The 16324-nt window shown below is 42.7% G+C and carries 14 protein-coding genes and 1 riboswitch; of the genes, 5 read left to right on the plus strand and 9 right to left on the minus strand.

Going from position 1 to position 16324, the window contains the following annotated elements; all coding sequences use genetic code 11:
- Nucleotides 1-38: 38 nt before the first annotated feature.
- Nucleotides 39-1235 carry a phosphodiester glycosidase family protein gene (locus tag GTQ43_RS02685; RefSeq protein WP_265270457.1) on the minus strand — a complete coding sequence of 399 codons (1197 nt, stop codon included), beginning with the start codon at nt 1233-1235 and terminating at the stop codon, nt 39-41.
- Between the two features lie 283 nt (nt 1236-1518).
- Between GTQ43_RS02685 and eis the strand changes: the two genes are divergently transcribed.
- Both eis and GTQ43_RS02695 read left to right on the plus strand, forming a co-directional pair.
- Nucleotides 1519-2697 carry an enhanced intracellular survival protein Eis gene (eis, locus tag GTQ43_RS02690; RefSeq protein ID WP_265270459.1) on the plus strand — a complete coding sequence of 393 codons (1179 nt, stop codon included), beginning with the start codon at nt 1519-1521 and terminating at the stop codon, nt 2695-2697.
- A gap of 125 nt (nt 2698-2822) precedes the next feature.
- The gene (locus tag GTQ43_RS02695; RefSeq protein ID WP_265270460.1) at nt 2823-3503 is read left to right on the plus strand and encodes an S-layer homology domain-containing protein; all 681 of its coding nucleotides are present in this window, start codon (nt 2823-2825) and stop codon (nt 3501-3503) included.
- Nucleotides 3504-3555: 52 nt separating this feature from the next.
- Here the strand turns inward: GTQ43_RS02695 and GTQ43_RS02700 are convergent, their stop codons facing one another.
- Entirely contained in the window at nt 3556-4803 is a 1248-nt protein-coding gene (locus GTQ43_RS02700) for a hypothetical protein (protein WP_265270462.1), read from the minus strand.
- A gap of 435 nt (nt 4804-5238) precedes the next feature.
- On the opposite strand from GTQ43_RS02700, the gene GTQ43_RS02705 reads away from it, so the two are divergent.
- Nucleotides 5239-5859 (plus strand): CBS domain-containing protein, encoded by a 621-nt coding sequence (locus tag GTQ43_RS02705; protein WP_265270464.1) that lies wholly within the window; start codon nt 5239-5241, stop codon nt 5857-5859.
- Between the two features lie 187 nt (nt 5860-6046).
- On the opposite strand, the gene GTQ43_RS02710 is transcribed toward GTQ43_RS02705, so the two are convergent.
- The 5 genes from GTQ43_RS02710 to GTQ43_RS02730 all read right to left on the minus strand — a co-directional run bounded on the left by GTQ43_RS02710 (nt 6047) and on the right by GTQ43_RS02730 (nt 9796).
- Nucleotides 6047-7162 carry an LptF/LptG family permease gene (locus GTQ43_RS02710; protein ID WP_265270467.1) on the minus strand — a complete coding sequence of 372 codons (1116 nt, stop codon included), beginning with the start codon at nt 7160-7162 and terminating at the stop codon, nt 6047-6049.
- Nucleotides 7163-7476: 314 nt separating this feature from the next.
- Complete coding sequence (lptB, locus tag GTQ43_RS02715; RefSeq protein WP_265270469.1) at nt 7477-8205, minus strand: LPS export ABC transporter ATP-binding protein; 729 nt, start codon at nt 8203-8205, stop codon at nt 7477-7479.
- Between the two features lie 30 nt (nt 8206-8235).
- Nucleotides 8236-8733, minus strand: coding sequence for an LptA/OstA family protein (locus GTQ43_RS02720; protein ID WP_265270471.1), 498 nt, complete (start codon nt 8731-8733; stop codon nt 8236-8238).
- A 308-nt stretch (nt 8734-9041) separates the two neighbouring features.
- Nucleotides 9042-9434, minus strand: coding sequence for a DUF309 domain-containing protein (locus tag GTQ43_RS02725; RefSeq protein WP_265270473.1), 393 nt, complete (start codon nt 9432-9434; stop codon nt 9042-9044).
- Nucleotides 9431-9796 (minus strand): ferredoxin thioredoxin reductase catalytic beta subunit, encoded by a 366-nt coding sequence (locus GTQ43_RS02730; protein WP_094328080.1) that lies wholly within the window; start codon nt 9794-9796, stop codon nt 9431-9433. Before GTQ43_RS02730 ends, GTQ43_RS02725 begins: the two co-directional genes overlap by 4 nt.
- Nucleotides 9797-10329: 533 nt before the next feature.
- On the opposite strand from GTQ43_RS02730, the gene GTQ43_RS02735 reads away from it, so the two are divergent.
- Nucleotides 10330-10989 carry a PEP-CTERM sorting domain-containing protein gene (locus tag GTQ43_RS02735; protein WP_265270480.1) on the plus strand — a complete coding sequence of 220 codons (660 nt, stop codon included), beginning with the start codon at nt 10330-10332 and terminating at the stop codon, nt 10987-10989.
- Between the two features lie 135 nt (nt 10990-11124).
- Here GTQ43_RS02735 and GTQ43_RS02740 read toward each other — a convergent pair whose 3' ends face one another.
- On the minus strand, nt 11125-12288 hold the full coding sequence (locus GTQ43_RS02740; RefSeq protein ID WP_265270482.1) for a DUF58 domain-containing protein: 1164 nt from the start codon (nt 12286-12288) through the stop codon (nt 11125-11127).
- A 236-nt stretch (nt 12289-12524) separates the two neighbouring features.
- Nucleotides 12525-12621, plus strand: a riboswitch (TPP riboswitch).
- Nucleotides 12622-12628: 7 nt separating this feature from the next.
- On the opposite strand from GTQ43_RS02740, the gene thiC reads away from it, so the two are divergent.
- Nucleotides 12629-14002 (plus strand): phosphomethylpyrimidine synthase, encoded by a 1374-nt coding sequence (thiC, locus tag GTQ43_RS02745; RefSeq protein WP_265270484.1) that lies wholly within the window; start codon nt 12629-12631, stop codon nt 14000-14002.
- Between the two features lie 325 nt (nt 14003-14327).
- Here the strand turns inward: thiC and GTQ43_RS02750 are convergent, their stop codons facing one another.
- The gene (locus GTQ43_RS02750) at nt 14328-16316 is read right to left on the minus strand and encodes a S8 family serine peptidase (protein ID WP_265270486.1); all 1989 of its coding nucleotides are present in this window, start codon (nt 16314-16316) and stop codon (nt 14328-14330) included.
- Between the last annotated feature and the right edge of the window lie 8 nt (nt 16317-16324).

The following is a 16324-nucleotide window of genomic DNA, read 5'->3' on the forward strand; positions in this document are numbered from 1 at the left end:
TTCCCATTCCGCACCGCTAAAAACAACCCTGATTTTAATTACAATTGCAACTCCCCGAAAATATTCCGGTCTTTCCAGCTAGAAATACGAATATAATAGCCTTCTTTTACAGAAATACGTGGTATCCACTCATAAACACCATCGCTAGCGGTACGGGAAGAAATATTTTGGATAAGTTTGTCTCTATCGTACAGCTTAATCGAGACATCGCCATCAAAATTATCCCGCCATAATATTAAATATGGCTGATCCTTCTTGGGAAGCACTTTCTTCACTGGTTGATCGATGGAGATTTGTGGCGCAACCTGATTTTTTGTTTTCTTACGGAATCCCAGATAATGAGGGAGGTTTCGGAAGGTAGGATTTTCTTGCGGATTAGACAGTTGGGGAACAATAATATTTCCGTTCTGGGAATTGAACAAATAAGTCGATCTGCCGCCGTCAACAGTAATGATGTCGCCTTTAACTCCTAATTTACGTAATAAATCTGCTGCCTCATCCAGAGTTGCTTTTTTCACCGTCATAATCAATAATAACTCGTCACCTTTAACACCATCTTTGTCTAGAGTCCCGATGACTTGATACTTATTTGCTTGGTTTTGAGCTAATACTTTTGCTGGATGATCGCCGTATCGGTAAGTGACGATCGCATTCTTCACTGCATTTTGGTTGAGGGGCGCACCGCTAACCTGGTCGTAATCGGTAATGTATGCTTGCTTATTATCCCAGACTAGGGCTTTGAGGTGAATATTACTATAGTATTTATCTTTTGGTTGCTTGATTGGCCCATAAGGGCTAGTGCCACCACTGATAACTACACCATTTAGTTTAATAGGAAAGGATAATTGAGTACTAGATTGGTATTGTTCAAAAAAAGAACAATTAATTATCGAAAAAACGTTATTTTCGTAAAATTTATTATATTCATCTGCAACTTCAGAAAACAACTTTCTTTGGAAAAAAGGGCTGTAATATTCACCTTCTCCTTTATAATATTTACCCTCCCTTACACCCATGTTATCTACTTCTGAGATAATTTGGTCTATATGCATTTTGCCGAGATTAATAACTTGTAAATAGGCTTCATTCCCATTCGCTAACTCTTTTTTATATAAAGCCGCCCCGTCTATAGTCTGGAGAGGCTGATAAGAAGATAAAGGGTTGAAAGTTTGGGCAATCCAAAAGCTGCTCAGAATTGGCAGCAAAAAAAGCAATAAATTGATTACAACATTCATGAGTATTTGATTGAGTTATAAATAAGTATTTGGAATTATAATTGAAATTTAAATATTAGCCAGCTTCTAAGAGGTTGTTTGAAAAGTTTTTTTATACGCCTAACCCTTGTAGATCCCCCTAAATCCCCCTTAAAAAGGGGGACTTTGATTCCGGTTCCCCCCTTTTTAAGGGGGGTTAGGGGGGATCAACGTAGTGCCTAAAATCACACTTCACTACTTTTCAAACAACCTCTAAAGCCAAAATTTAATTCCACTAACCCTTATATTTATAAAGTAAATCAAGATGACGGCTCAATTTGAATACAGCACTCTCGCCCATCCACAGGATATTCAGCAGCTAGAACATATCCTTGAACAGTGTTTCATCAGCGCCCTTGGTGGCGAGGAAGCTTACATCAACCTGATTGGCAAAGAAAATTTCCGCATTATTCGGAGATTAGAGCAAGTAATTGGTGGATTAGCAACTCTCGACATGGGTCAGTGGTGGGGTGGTCAACGTGTACCAATGACAGGAATTGCCGTAGTGGGTATTGCTCCAGAATATCGCGGTTCGGGGGCTGCGATCGCTCTTATGCAGCACACCCTCAAAGAACTTTACAATAGAGGTATAGCAATCTCCGCTCTTTATCCAGAGATTCAAACTTTGTATCGAAAAGTAGGTTATGAGCAAGGGGGTAGCTGGTGTATTTGGGAAGTTGCTACCCAAAATATCCAAGTACGGGAGCAACCCTTACCTTTAGAACTAGTAGCAAGCGTCAATAATGAAGTCTTTCATGAGCTATATCAGCAGCAAGCGAGACAAACGCATGGCTATTTAGACCGACATCCAGCAATCTGGGAGCGAATAATTCAAGCAAATGAGAAAGAAATAGTCTATACCTATTTGATTGGTACTAAAGACCAACCCCAAGGCTACATAATTTTTACTCAAGAGCGAACAGAAAATGGTATAGTCCTCGTCGTGAAAGATTGGGTACTGAGTACAGTTGCTGCTGCACAAACTTTCTGGTCTTTTCTAGCAAATCATCGCTCCCAAATTCAGCACGTACGATGGAAGAGTTCTGCAATTGATTCCTTGACATTGCTGCTACCAGAGCAAACTGCCAAGATTAAAACTACGAATCGTTGGCTGCTGCGGATAATAGAGGTAGTCAAGGCACTGGAATTACGTGGTTATCCACCGGGAATCCAAGCCCAACTGCACCTAGAAATTCAAGATAATTTGCTAACTGGAAATAATGGTAAATTTATTCTTTCTGTTGCCAACGGACGTGGTGAAGTCACAAGAGGCGGAAAAGGTGAGCTACAGCTAGATATCCGCGAATTGTCACCATTGTATACAAGCTTGTTCACACCCTATCATTTGCAACAAGCAGGAAAACTTAATGGTACAGAAACAGCTATCTTAATCGCTACGCAAATATTTGCAGGTGCTTCACCTTGGATGGCTGATTTCTTTTAAAGAATTGGGAATTGGGCATTGGGAATTGGGAAAGAAACTTGTTAAAATTCCCCCTTGTCCCCCTTGTCTCCCTCACCTCCCCCTGCTCCCTGCCCTAAAATTCACGTTAGCAGCTAAAAGTGGTTATGGTAATACGTCAGCTTTCAATTACTTTATCTTTAGTGGCACTACTACAAAATTTAACAGCAATTGCTCAAGTACCAGAAACGACTTCTGGAATCTCGTCTGATTCTATTCAACAGGTAATTGCTGCTAAATGGATGACAAACTTTTCTGATGGCAAATTTTATCCAGAAAGGTTACTGAATCGGGCCGAATTAGCATCGATTATGGTAAGAGCATTTCGGCTAGATAAAAGACAAGCTGTTAGCAAAGAAAATTTAGTTATTCCAGATGTTCCTCGTTCTTATTGGGCATTTAATGATATACAGACAGTCTTAAAAACTGACATCATGAAAGGCTATCGGGGCAATGAATTTTTTCCTAATCAAAAAGTAACAAGGGCAGAAGCTCTGGCTATATTCGCCCAGGCTTATGGTGTATTTCAGTTTCCTGATGACGCTGTTAACGAGATTCTGGCTTCTCATCCAGATGAAAAGTCTATCCCAACTTGGGCTAGAAAAGCGATCGCTACAGTAGCTACTGAGGGATTTCTCAACACAGATGCTCAAGGAAACATTTCCCCACTAAAACCCGTTACCCGTGGAGATATAGCTTATGTATTGAGTAAATATTTACAACGACAACAGCGACAACCCGAAACACCAGAAGTTCCGATTATTCCCAATAGTCCACAATCACCTTAGTACAACATTTCATTAATTCGGAGCGAATTTTCTGGTAACTTTGCGCTTCCCTCTAGTTTTGACCCGGACTTCTATACTTGTCTCGAAGCTGGCGAAGATATAAGGAATTAGACTGTGTTGGTTGCTGCTGTACATAATTCCCGTAATTAGACTGTGGTTGCGTTGGTTGCTGCTGTACATAATTGCCGTAATTAGACTGTGGTTGCGTTGGCTGCTGCAAACCATAACTCCCATTTGTGGGGGTGACAATGCCTTGATTTGGAATTTGGCTAGAGTAAGGTGAAATATTACTTGGTACAGTAGAGGTAACTGGCGGCGTTACTGGTGCTAAATTAGGCACTACCTGACCATTATTTAAATTATTGTAGGGATTTTGCGGTAAGCTTGCACCCGTTGAAGTATAACCTGTACCAGTATTTAACCCAGTACTAGGCAATACCTGACCGTTATTTAAATTGTTGTAGGGATTTTGCGGTAAGTTCTTACCAGTTGACGTGTAGCCCATCCCTGGAGTTAACCCAGTACTTGGTAGAGAATTCTGACTGGGTGAGTTGTTGATAGGTGGCATTAGCGTTGTTCCTGAGTCAGAAACTTGGCCTAAACCATTTGGTACAGTTGTAGTACCATTCAAACCAGACAACTTCTGATTTGTCGATTGGTTGAGTGCTGCTTGCAGAGGGTTGATAGGGACAGAATTTTGATTCTTGTTGGTTTGATTGGTCAGTCCAATTCCCATACTACTAGAGGATGTTTGTTGCTCCCCTGTTGGTTCAGAGGGCGAAGTTAAGGTATTAAGACCTAGAAACTGGTTATTACCATCAACCATCCCCATCTGCAATGAATTTTCTGCCTGTACGACAAAGGGATTTTTAAAGGCTGGGGAGGTGTCGCTATTAACACCTAAAGCAGGATTTAGTTTGGTATCAGTAGTAGACTTTTGTTTGTTAATTACATCATCTAATAAACCTTCGCTCTTTTTTTTCTGAGTGTTTTCCTTGGGGGTATTTGTCGTTGCCGAGATAGTTGCTTGCTCAAAGTCATTAAATAAAACTGGCAAGTTATCAATATCGGCTGCAATGGCTCTGTTTTCAGGTGACAGGGATGAATCAGTAGGCGTTTGTGAAGAGACTTGTTTTTTTTGCTTATAGACAAAAATATCTGGATTTGACCAGTATTGCCAGGTTAATAACCCGACTACAGATAAAAAAATTCCAGTTCCCCAAAAACCAGGGCGACTTAAATTCCATAATCTGGCTTTGAGATAGCGTAAGTAGGCAGGAGGATAATCACGATGTGCCATAGGATTGATAATAGAAATTTACTCGAAATCGGAAAAACTTGATGGAAGCTGAAGAGGTTACTGTTTAATTCTTTGGCTTTCCTTAACAGGAAATATCTCAATTTAAGTTGGATGGTAATTTTATCCTAACTTCTCCATCAGTTATTAGTCATTACTAATAGATATGTAGTAGTCAAAAATTTACTTTTTAGCGCCTGGAGTGCTTTGGGAAGATTTTCTAGAAAGTTATGGCAATTCATGGTTAGTTTTTGGGCATTGGTCACATTGGATATCATCACGAATTGACAGTTGCTCTAAGTTTAATGTTGTAGCTGGACAAAAGTTCAACTTTTTCTTTTGACTTTCGAGTTAGCAAACTGTGTGCTGCAATGCTTCGATACATAAGCCCTTAAGGGCGCTGCGCCGCACTGTACTATTTACCAGGAGACTACAGCAATGATGAGAGCTGAAGATATCATGACCAAAAACGTAGTTACCATTCGCGGTTCGGCGACTGTTGCTGAAGCTGTGGCGCTGATGAAGGCAAAAAAATTGCGATCGCTGGTTGTGGATCGTCGCCATGACAATGATGCTTATGGTATTGTCACAGAAACGGATATTGTCTATAAAGTAATAGCCTACGGTAAAGATCCCAAGCAAGTGTGGGTTTACGAGATTATGAGCAAGCCCTGCATTGTGGTCAATCCTGATTTGGGTGTAGAATATGTAGCGCGATTATTTGCTAACACTGGTATTCATCGGGCACCTGTGATTCAAGGCAAGCTGTTGGGTATTATCTCGATTACCGACATTTTGACCAAAAGTGACTTTGTAGAAGCGCCAAAAGCCCTACAATTGGAGGAAAGAATTCAAAAAGCCATTGAACACTCTCGCGCTATTTGCACTGAACAAGGTGCTTATTCTAAAGCCTGTGCAGCCGCCTGGGATGAGGTAGAAGAACTTCAAGCAGAAGCGGCTCATCAGAAAGCTGAAGGTATGGTATCAGCTAAAGTCTCTTTTGAAGAATACTGCAAAGAAAACCCAGATGCACCGGAATGTCGAAATCATCATCCGTAATTGATGAAGTGTCAGAATGAGCGGGAGATGAGGCAATACTGCGTAGGTTTTGGAATTTCTTGGTTGAGGCAAGCAGGGGGAGCAGGGGGAGAAATGGAGGCAGGGGAAGAGTTTTTGCCTCCCCTCCTTCCCCTGCCTCCCCTGCCTCCCCTGCTTATCCGAGCAGTATTGCCTCATCCCCTTCAATTTACCGTCTGGCAACTCGCATCAATAAAAATAGACCTATTCCCAAAAAAAGAAAGTTGGGCAACCAAGCCCCCATAAAGGGAGAGAGGGCACCTGCTTGCGCGATCGCACCACTAATAAAGAAAATTAAGTAGTACGAAAATATCACTACAACGCTAATCCCAAAGCTGGTACCTCTTCCAGTGCGCTGGGGGATGCTTCCCATCGCTGCACCGACTAAGCCAAAAACTACACATACAAAGGGTAAGGAAATTTTTTGTTGAATCCGCACTTCGAGTTTACGAATTTTTTGGCGATCGCCACCTAGATATTCTACTTGTAGTTGATCTAGGGCTTCAGCAATATTCATCTCACCGTAGTCCCGGCTTTTTTCTGCCAGACTTAATGGCGTGCGCGGTAGTTGCAGTTGTTGGTGTTCAAATCTGATAATGTTGCGATATGAGCGATCGGCTGCAACAAAATAGATAGTACCGTTGTAAAAATCCCAGACATTTTGAGAAGCATTCCACTGGGCTGATTCAGATACCACAATTTGATTCAGATTTTTGGTTGAGCGGTCTATAATCGTCAAACCTTTCATCCGCTTACCATCAAATTGGTCAGCGTAAAACAAGCGCGACAATATTCTATTTTTAGAACCATCCGGCTCGAAAACATCTTGGTATTCAGGATAGAAAATATTTTGCTGTTTTACAGTTGGCTTGTCTGATTTCAGGGCTTTATCCAGAGTCATCGCCGCTTGGTAATTTGCTGCTGGTGCAATTTGTTCGTTAAACACAAATGTCAATCCTGTAACCACAAGACTTAACATCACAGCAGTTAGCACTATGCGATAGACACTGACCCCACAACCACGCAGGGCAATTAGTTCGCTCTCGCTAGAAAGACGACTGTAGGTCATCAAAGTAGCCAGCAGCGTAGACATGGGGAAGGCCAAAACAATAAAGTTGGGAAACTTTAACAAAAAAACCTGAATTGCAATATCTATAGATAGCCCAGATTCTACGATTTTTCTGATGAGATCAAATACAGCATCAATGGTGACACCAATTGATGAAAAAGCTCCGACACCAAAGAAAAAGGGCGCTATCAATTCGCTGGCAAGGTAACGATCCATGATCGTAAAAGGCAGCAGCGAACGGAGATTGTAGAAAGGCGTGAACTTCTTTGATATCATAAGCAACTTGAAAAATTAAATATTGGCAACCCTGGAGGAGGTAGAAGGCAGGGGGCAGAAGTAAAAAAAATAGTCTTTAGATTTGGTGTTGAAGTCTAAGTTCTTTACCTCACTTAGTTGCAAACGGCTGTATTTAGTATCAAAATTTAGTTTTTAATGGGTAAGAAAGCAGAATCAAATAAATTAAATTAAATTTAAATTAAATATAAAAATCGCCTTTGAAATTATTAACTAAATAATTAATAATTGCAAATTTAGACTTGAAAATTATCCCCTAAATAATATTGCCGCACGAGGGAATTGCTGTAGAGTTCGTCAGCAGCGCCAAAAGCAAGAATTTGTCCCTCGCGCATGATGTAGGCGCGGTCGGTGATGGCAAGGGTTTCGCGGACATTATGATCTGTAATTAAGATTCCCATGCCGCGATCGCGTAGTTGGGCGACAATGTGCTGAATTTCGGAAACTGCGATCGGATCGACTCCCGCAAATGGCTCATCCAAAAGTAAAAATTTTGGCCCTTCTTGTCCAGCAGCTAAAGACCTTGCTAATTCAGTCCGCCGTCGCTCACCACCAGAAAGTTGAATTCCTTTGCTATTGGCTAATTTTTCCAAGCGAAACTCCCGCAGTAAAGTTGTGAGTCGTCTTGACCACTCCCATCGTGGCACATTCGTTTGCTCTAGCACCAACAGAATATTATCCTGTACTGAGAGTTGGCGGAAAACACTTGGTTCTTGTGCTAGATAGCCAATACCCAGGCGCGCCCTTTGGTGCATTGGCATTCCCGTAACGTCCAGATTACCCAGCCAAACTTTTCCTTGATTAGGTTTTTCTAAACCTGTTGCAATGTAAAAGGTCGTTGTTTTACCAGCCCCATTGGGGCCTAGTAAACCAACGACTTCGCCCTGACCAACAGAAAGATTGACGCGATTGACAATTACTCGCTTGCCGTAAGATTTGTGAATATTCTCTAAAACAATTTTCACGCTGGAGGAACCCTTTCTTGGTGGTAAATGCTAATTAGAAGGCTTCAAAGGTGGTGTTTTTGGGGCAGGTGTCGCCGTTTGTCCATCGTTATCCGATTCCTGAACCATGTAGATAGACTCTACCTGACGGTTGGATTGAGGTAAGGCAACAAATCGCCCTTCATCAATTAAATACGTTACCTTTTCTGCCCGAATACTGTTACCGCCCTGTTGCAAAATATAGACGTTACCACTGAAATCAATTCGGCGCTCTTTACTAAAGTACTGTGCTTGGGCGGATGTCGCTTGAATCTGGCGAGCAGGGTACAACATTTGCACATTACCGCGAGCGGTGACTACTTGATTTTTCGCGTCATATTCTTGCACATCAGCGCGGATGGTGAGGGGGCGATTGTCTTTGGATGTTTGTGCAGTAGCGGTTTGCAGTTGGGTAGGGAAGGTAAAAGCGCCCAAGAGCGCAACTGGTAGCATTAAAGCTAATCCAAAGCGACGGATCTGGGATATGGGCAATTGATAGCAGGGCATCATAGCAATTAGGGATTTAGGATTTCAGCTTGCATTCTAATTATCTCAAGTACTTTATCCAGATATGAAATATACAATCTGGAGTGATTTCCGATAACTACTGGCTGAAATAGTGACGCTACCCCCAACCTCAAGGTTTCAGGTAATTGGCATCTGAATGAAAATGCCGTAGGCACAATTCATCATAATTCGTAATTCGTAATGACGCTTGCGGACTCGCTTTCAGCATCTAGTAGAGAGCGTCATTACAAATTGTTTAAGAATGTTGCCTACCAAAGATTTTGGACAACGCATAATTATTTACCAGATGTCTAATCAGTAGACAGCACAATTTTAGGCAAAGATAAGACCTGATTTTCACCCAGATCGCCAGATGTAATCCTATCTGGCCCTATTTGTTGTAATGTCGTCAACAACGCTGCACTCTGACTTAATAGCTCATCTACATCAACACCGCCGTAACTAGATGGGTAACGGCGTAGGCGATTGCCGCCTTCTCCAAGTAGAATTACTGCACCTCGCCAGTTGCGATTCTCTAAATGATACAGTGCTACAGAAATTTGGAGAATGCCCTGATAAAAGGTTTTTTCGGGTTCGCCAGCCTCAATCCATAAAGCCTCTAAAGTGTCATGACAGGCGTAGAACTGACCAGAATTGAACTGTTCTACGCCTTGCCAAAACTCTTGGGGAATGGTTTCGCTCATCCCATGCTGTCTCGGACTTCTTTAATTGTTTCGAGAGAGATATCTTGTTTTTCGCCAGCAAACTCGTTGTCAGGGGTGAGGAACAACATGCAATGGCACTCTTTGCGTTCTCTCATTGGCACACAGGGACAGTTCCAATATGTGGCGTGAACTTCAGCCTCTTTATCTTCATAATGGCGACAGGGACATAAAGGCGCACCTAGTTCATCTTTATGTTTGGCTAGTCCTTCAATCACAACTGCGGTAACAGAAGGTTCAGAACAGAAGTATGTTCCAGTCCGCTTGGCGTATTGTTCAGAAAAATGCCGCATTGCCTCTAGACTTCTATCGCTGGATTTTGTGTTATGTTCTGATGTGATCATGTGGATAGGTCGCTCATAATTTAAATATTTCTTTGCATTGTACCTCAGCAGCAGTAGGTGATTACTGGGTGTATTTCCCCAACCTTAACTGCTCAAGGGCTGATATGTCTGGTGTGCTGGGATCAGACAAAATCTAAAAAATTACACAAACTTAACTTACAGCTATTTTCAGGTGAATAGACCACACCGTACGGGCAATTCATGAATTGCCACTACGACAGATGTAGTTCAAATACATGAAAACTGCTGTAAATTAGCTAATTACAATTCAATTTGCATCTTCAAGCAGAATTTAAAAGTTAACAGGCTGATTTGTTCTCACCATAAAATGAGGCTGGGACACATCTAAAGGGAGACGTGAAACGCCCCTTGGGTAAATTTTTGTATTATTTTTTGCTTTATTTATACATTAGATTTATTTTTCTTCATCACAACTTTATGATATTTTATCAAAAAAATAAGCAAGAATAATTGTCTATTTTGTTACCTCATGTAAACTCTGAAGTGTTTCATTAAAAAAACACACATTGAGCATGAGTATTTCAACTGTTGCGAAAAATTTATCGACTGCTGCGATCGCAGCAACAGTCATTGTTTTGGGAATAGGAGCAGTAGCACAAGCAACTGTTTTAACATTTGATGATATAGCGCCTATTTCATATTATGATCAGATTCCTAACGGTTACGGAGGATTTAATTGGGATAATTTTTACTACGTAAATGGCTCAAGTCCTAGAGTTACACGTACAGGTGAAGACAATGGAAGAGTCTCAGGAGACTATGTGGCTTTCAACGGATTTGGAGAACCTTCTCTAGTCAGTGATAGTATTTTTGACTTCAACAGTGCTTACCTAGCAGCTACTTGGAATAATGGTCTTTCAGTTACTGTAGAAGGTTTAAAGAGCGGTGCAACTTTGTATTCAAAAACTGTGGTTGTAGATACGACACAGCCAACTTTAGTTAATTTTGATTATTTTGGTGTTGATGAATTAAAGTTTACGTCCTTTGGTGGAGTTGAACCAGATTATCTTAAAGAGATGGGTGGTGGCGGGACACAGTTTGCGCTAGATAACTTTACCTTTAATGAAAAAGCTACATCTGTTCCCGAACCTACATTACTACCAGCGCTACTGTCAATAGCTACTTTAAGTGCTGGTTCAGCATTAAGACGTAAACAGCTAAAGCAAAGTTAACTCAAACCTTACACCTTGCCCGAATGCCTAGAAGTCTCGGCTATACGAACGAAACGAAGCCCACCTAAAAATCTATAAAATTAGGTTTTGTTGGTATAGCCCTTCTAGGGTACAGTTTTTTGTCTAAGGTATTGATTAATACGAATTTAATGTTTTTTGCAGTTGGGGTTGGAGAGCGCGATCGCTTTGCAAAACTATACCAGGATGCTCCCAATTAATTACCTCTGGTTCATCTGGTGCAGAAATATTTGGCCACAAAACCCAGCGACTACCTTGAGGAAGAGTAGCAAGGCTCAGGGGGTTTTGAGTTAGCCAAATCAAGGGATAGCTTTTAGGAACTAATGAACTGGCATCTTCTAGCGCTGTGGTTGCTGCCAAGGTTTCTAAAACAAAACGCTCGCCTTTAATTAAATCTGTCGATGCTGTCCATAACTGCACCTGTAATTGTTGTTGATGTGCATAAAAGTACAGTGATGCTGCGGCAATTACTGCTTGTTCAAAGTTTTCTTCTTCCCAATTGCTAGCACTATCAAGGGCAATAACTATTTCTTGGCCACCTGTGACCATTTCTAACTCCCGCACCCTTAATTCCCCATAACGGGCGCTAGTCCGCCAGTGGATCAGACGGGTAGGATCTCCAAGGCGATAAGGACGGAGCGATCGCACCAGCCCTGTTGTCGCTGTCTGCAAGGGTCTACCACGAGGATCGCCCCTTTTGCTCTCTTCTTGCCCCATTTCGTCTACTAAGGGGCAGGTAGCCAAGGGTAACACTGTAGGATAGACGATCGCTGTAGCCGCACAATCATACTGACGGCGACACCAAAATAATCCTAAAGGCGCACCAGAACCTAGTTCGACTGTGTGCCAACGATAAACACCCCGACGCTGGGTAGGGTGGTAATATACCCAACGGTAACTACCTTGCCTAGTAATTGTTTCGATTGCCTTTTGTGCTGGTTTCCCTAAGACGAAGGGTAGTATATCCTCGACTTGCAACAAACTTACAGGCTGCTGTGTCTGATTGCGGATTTCTAATTCCACAGTTAGATCGTCACCAGCTGAAACAGGTTGCATAGGACGGCGGGTGATGGATAGACCAGTGAGCGATCGCGGTGGTAAGATGGCTGCTACAACCAAAAGGGCAAAACTAATGCCGCTAATGGCATATAGCCAACCAGCCATCGTATTGATACCTGCTCCGAAAAAACAAATAGCCGTTACTGCTAGCACCCAACCGCCATAAGTTGGGGCACAAGCGCGGGTTTCTAACCAATTGGTGATGGGTTTGATGATTTTCATGTTTCTTTTTTAACCCAACACCGCCCGAAATTCACAGTGTCTCAGGGATTCATCAAGAAAGCCATACAAGCAACCCCAGTTACTAGTACAGTGCGGCGGAAATAAACCACCCATTCCAAATCAATGAAACCCTCATGCTGTATTCGTTTTTAATTTTTAATTTTTAATTTTTAATTCCGCCCTGCGGTACTAGGCTTCTGGCTAGAAGTTTCAGTTACCCTGAAAGTGATACACTACATCCATGCTAGGGGTGCCTACATAACCAGGCTGAGATCACACCCTTAACACCTGAGTCTGGGTAATACCAGCGGAGGGAAGCTGTTTATTGAGGGATTATAGTATGCGGACAGAATGGGTTGCTAAACGACGTGGGCAGGGTAATGTATCTCAAATGCACTATGCTCGCCAAGGTGTAATCACCGAAGAAATGCACTACGTCGCCCAGCGAGAAAATCTCCCTGCCGATCTGATTCGTGCGGAAGTGGCGCGGGGACGAATGATTATCCCCGCTAATATTAATCACACTAACCTAGAGCCGATGGCTATTGGCATCGCCTCCAAATGTAAGGTAAATGCTAATATTGGTGCTTCTCCCAACTCTTCTAATCTTCAAGAAGAAGTTGATAAGCTGAATCTGGCGGTGAAGTATGGTGCTGATACCCTGATGGATTTGTCCACAGGTGGCGGTAATTTGGATGAAATTCGTACCGCAATCATCAAGGCTTCACCTATTCCTATTGGTACGGTACCGGTTTACCAAGCTTTAGAAAGTGTCCACGGTACAATCGAGAACCTGACTGCTGATGATTTTCTCCATATCATCGAAAAGCACGCCCAACAAGGGGTAGATTATCAAACTATCCACGCTGGGATTTTGATTGAGCATTTACCTTTAGTGAGAAACCGCATCACCGGTATTGTCTCTCGCGGCGGTGGTATTTTGGCGCGGTGGATGCTGCATCACCACAAACAAAACCCACTTTATACCCACTTCCAAGACATTATTGAAATTTTCAAAAAGTATGATGTCTCCTTCAGTTTAGGAGATTCCCTACGTCCCGGTTGTACTCATGATGCCTCCGATGAAGCACAATTAGCTGAATTGAAAACCTTGGGACAGCTAACTCGCAAAGCTTGGGAAGATGATGTTCAAGTGATGGTAGAAGGGCCGGGACACGTGCCAATGGATCAAATTGAGTTCAACGTCCGTAAGCAAATGGAAGAGTGTTCTGAAGCACCTTTCTATGTTTTGGGGCCATTGGTGACAGACATTGCTCCTGGCTATGACCATATCACTTCAGCCATTGGAGCAGCAATGGCTGGATGGTACGGGACTGCAATGCTGTGCTATGTAACACCAAAAGAACATTTGGGTTTACCAAATGCTGAAGATGTGCGGAATGGTTTGATTGCCTATAAAATAGCGGCTCATGCGGCTGATATTGCTAGACATCGCCCTGGTGCAAGGGATAGAGATGATGAACTTTCCAAGGCGCGTTACAACTTCGATTGGAACCGTCAGTTTGAATTATCACTCGACCCAGAAAGAGCTAAGGAATATCACGATGAAACTTTACCAGCAGATATCTATAAAACTGCTGAGTTTTGTTCAATGTGTGGGCCTAAGTTCTGTCCAATGCAAACTAAGGTTGATGCTGATGCGCTGACAGAATTAGAGAAATTCTTGGCGAAAGAGCCTGTGAGTCAAAGTTAATTGACGCGGGGATGCAAACAATGTAGAGACGTAGCACTGCTACGTCTCTACAAGAAAAGGATGCGAGGAGCAATTGTGGAACAGAGATTGAAGTTCAAGTTAGAGTGTTCCAAAAAATAAATGATCCAAAACCCGTCGTTGCGAGCGAAGCGAAGCAATCGCAGCCCTTGGGATTGCTTCGCTTCGCTCGCAACGACAATTGGACATTTTTTTACTTGGAGTACTCTTATGTAAGATTTCAAGTTTTGCTTCTCTCAAAATATAAGGTTGGGTTTTGCTGTCGCTCTACCCAGCCTACAATTATCTTTAACCCAAGGGTATTGTCTTAAAACCCAATTTCAATAGTCAAGCTGCGAATCTTTCCCGTATCTGCGTTAGCCTTATCTGCAACTTCCAGAGTCCAGGTTCCTTGGGGACTTTTACCTTTAAAGGCAGCAAGTTTTGGGGTATTTACCTCGTCATAGGTTGTTTTGATATTATCTGTAGCTCCGCCTTGGCGATCGTGCACAATGATGGGAAGTATACCTATTTGCACTGGGGGAAGAAGAGTAACTACAAGATCGCCAATATAAGTATGCTCGATGTCTACATTAACTTTGATGGATTTTAGGAGGGTGGTATTAGCGATCGCCAACGACAATGTTGATGTTTGCAGGTCGTTAATTGGGATATCTTGCACTGCCTTGAATATGCTAATAGGCGATGTTTGCGTCGGCTTGGCCAATTCTACAGCTTTGAGAGCATTGATTCGACCATAACCGTAGAAAGGGCTACGACCATTGGCATCATATTTACCTCCAGCTTGATCTATGCGATCGCAGGAGCGTTTAATGATATCTCGCACTTCATCCCAACGCAGATTTGAGTTTCTAGCAATAATCAAGGCTGCTACACCAGCCGCACCTGGACAGGAACTAGAAGTGCCGCCGAATTCGTTCGTGTAGTTACCTCCGGCATCACCCTGACTCAGATTAACCGAATTATAGCCAACGACACCAGTGCGATCAGTTGTCCAAATTCCAGGAGTTTGAGAACTATCACCATTATTGCTGGGAAATGCACACCACACCGCTTGACCAAAGTCGCTGTAAGCGCTTCTCGTGCCAAAGTCGTTACAAGCTGCCACCGCAATTACCTTTTGGTAGCTGGCGTAGCCGTCGTTATCCACACTTTCGTTACCATTGCCAGCTGCGAATAAAATTACACATCCCTTGCCGTTGCGTCCTTTATTAATTGCAAAGTCCATAGCAAGCCGCGTGGAATCAGGCAGAGGTACTTTTTGCTTGTGTAGAGGATCGTTTGGTTCAAACCAAACACCATCTGCTGGCCCCCAACTACAAGAAATAACATCAGCACCATTTTGAGCCGCCCAAATAAAAGCATCAGCTTCATCTTGTGACCCCAATGACGAAGCTAAACGAATCGGCATCAGTTTTGCCCCCGGTGCTACACCAGATGCACCAAAGTTGCCGTTTCCACAAGCTACTCCAGCACAAGCTGTTCCGTGGTTATTGTCGTTTCCAGGTCTGGGATTATTCGTTTTTCGTGTGACATCACGCGGGGCAACAATCTTTCCAGAAGAACGAAATTCTTCATGATCGAGATCCACACCGTCGTCGATAATTGCAATAATTGCTCCAGTGCCATCGCTCAATTTCCAAGCTGCCTCAACGTTGGCATGGGCATTAATTACCTTACCATTAATTGTTGTTTGCTTTAAGTGCCACTGCTGCGGGAAAACCTGACGTTGGCGTGATTCTCGCACTAGTTCAGGATGGCACAGTTCAACTGATTCCTCATTCAGAAGTCTTTCGGCGATGTCAAAGACGGCTATACCAGTATTTGAAGGTGCATTGACAAAGTAAGCATTTCGTGAATATTCAAGTTGGCGTTTAATTGTTAAGTTGTAACGTCTTAATACCTCTTGGCAAACCCTTGATTCTTCTTCGTTATCGAATTTAACAAAGAGGTTTTCGGTGTAAATTATCGGTTGGCTAGATGCTGGATCAATCAGGACACGTCCGGCAAATTGGACTTCAGACTCTTGGTTGAGAATTTCACGGGCGCGATCGCGCAAAGCGACACCTTGATTCGGAACTTTCGCACGCAAAATTTCTACACCCGCTTGCCGAAACCGCGTTGTTAACTCAAATTGATTGAGGATGCTACGAGATGTGGATGAAACAGTTGCAACTTCAAAGGGTCTTGCACCAACAAGAGTACTGCGGCTTTCGGTGCGGACTACAAGGTGTTCGTCACTGATAGCAAGTTCATATTGTTTACCGTTCTGTCCACCATAGCGAACCTGAACCATAATTTAAT

The sequence above is a fragment of the Nostoc sp. KVJ3 genome (genome assembly GCF_026127265.1).
In the GTDB taxonomy this organism is placed as follows: Bacteria; Cyanobacteriota; Cyanobacteriia; order Cyanobacteriales; family Nostocaceae; genus Nostoc.

Bases quoted from the DNA above. Each gene is read 5' to 3' on its own strand.
- GTQ43_RS02750 (WP_265270486.1), bottom strand. From the start codon at position 16,316: ATGGTTCAGGTTCGCTATGGTGGACAGAACGGTAAACAATATGAACTT.
- GTQ43_RS02700 (WP_265270462.1), bottom strand. From the start codon at position 4,803: ATGGCACATCGTGATTATCCTCCTGCCTACTTACGCTATCTCAAAGCC.
- thiC (WP_265270484.1), top strand. From the start codon at position 12,629: ATGCGGACAGAATGGGTTGCTAAACGACGTGGGCAGGGTAATGTATCT.
- GTQ43_RS02685 (WP_265270457.1), bottom strand. From the start codon at position 1,235: ATGAATGTTGTAATCAATTTATTGCTTTTTTTGCTGCCAATTCTGAGC.
- eis (WP_265270459.1), top strand. From the start codon at position 1,519: ATGACGGCTCAATTTGAATACAGCACTCTCGCCCATCCACAGGATATT.
- GTQ43_RS02695 (WP_265270460.1), top strand. From the start codon at position 2,823: ATGGTAATACGTCAGCTTTCAATTACTTTATCTTTAGTGGCACTACTA.
- GTQ43_RS02720 (WP_265270471.1), bottom strand. From the start codon at position 8,733: ATGATGCCCTGCTATCAATTGCCCATATCCCAGATCCGTCGCTTTGGA.
- GTQ43_RS02710 (WP_265270467.1), bottom strand. From the start codon at position 7,162: ATGGATCGTTACCTTGCCAGCGAATTGATAGCGCCCTTTTTCTTTGGT.
- GTQ43_RS02730 (WP_094328080.1), bottom strand. From the start codon at position 9,796: ATGATCACATCAGAACATAACACAAAATCCAGCGATAGAAGTCTAGAG.
- GTQ43_RS02740 (WP_265270482.1), bottom strand. From the start codon at position 12,288: ATGAAAATCATCAAACCCATCACCAATTGGTTAGAAACCCGCGCTTGT.
- GTQ43_RS02725 (WP_265270473.1), bottom strand. From the start codon at position 9,434: ATGAGCGAAACCATTCCCCAAGAGTTTTGGCAAGGCGTAGAACAGTTC.
- GTQ43_RS02735 (WP_265270480.1), top strand. From the start codon at position 10,330: ATGAGTATTTCAACTGTTGCGAAAAATTTATCGACTGCTGCGATCGCA.
- GTQ43_RS02705 (WP_265270464.1), top strand. From the start codon at position 5,239: ATGATGAGAGCTGAAGATATCATGACCAAAAACGTAGTTACCATTCGC.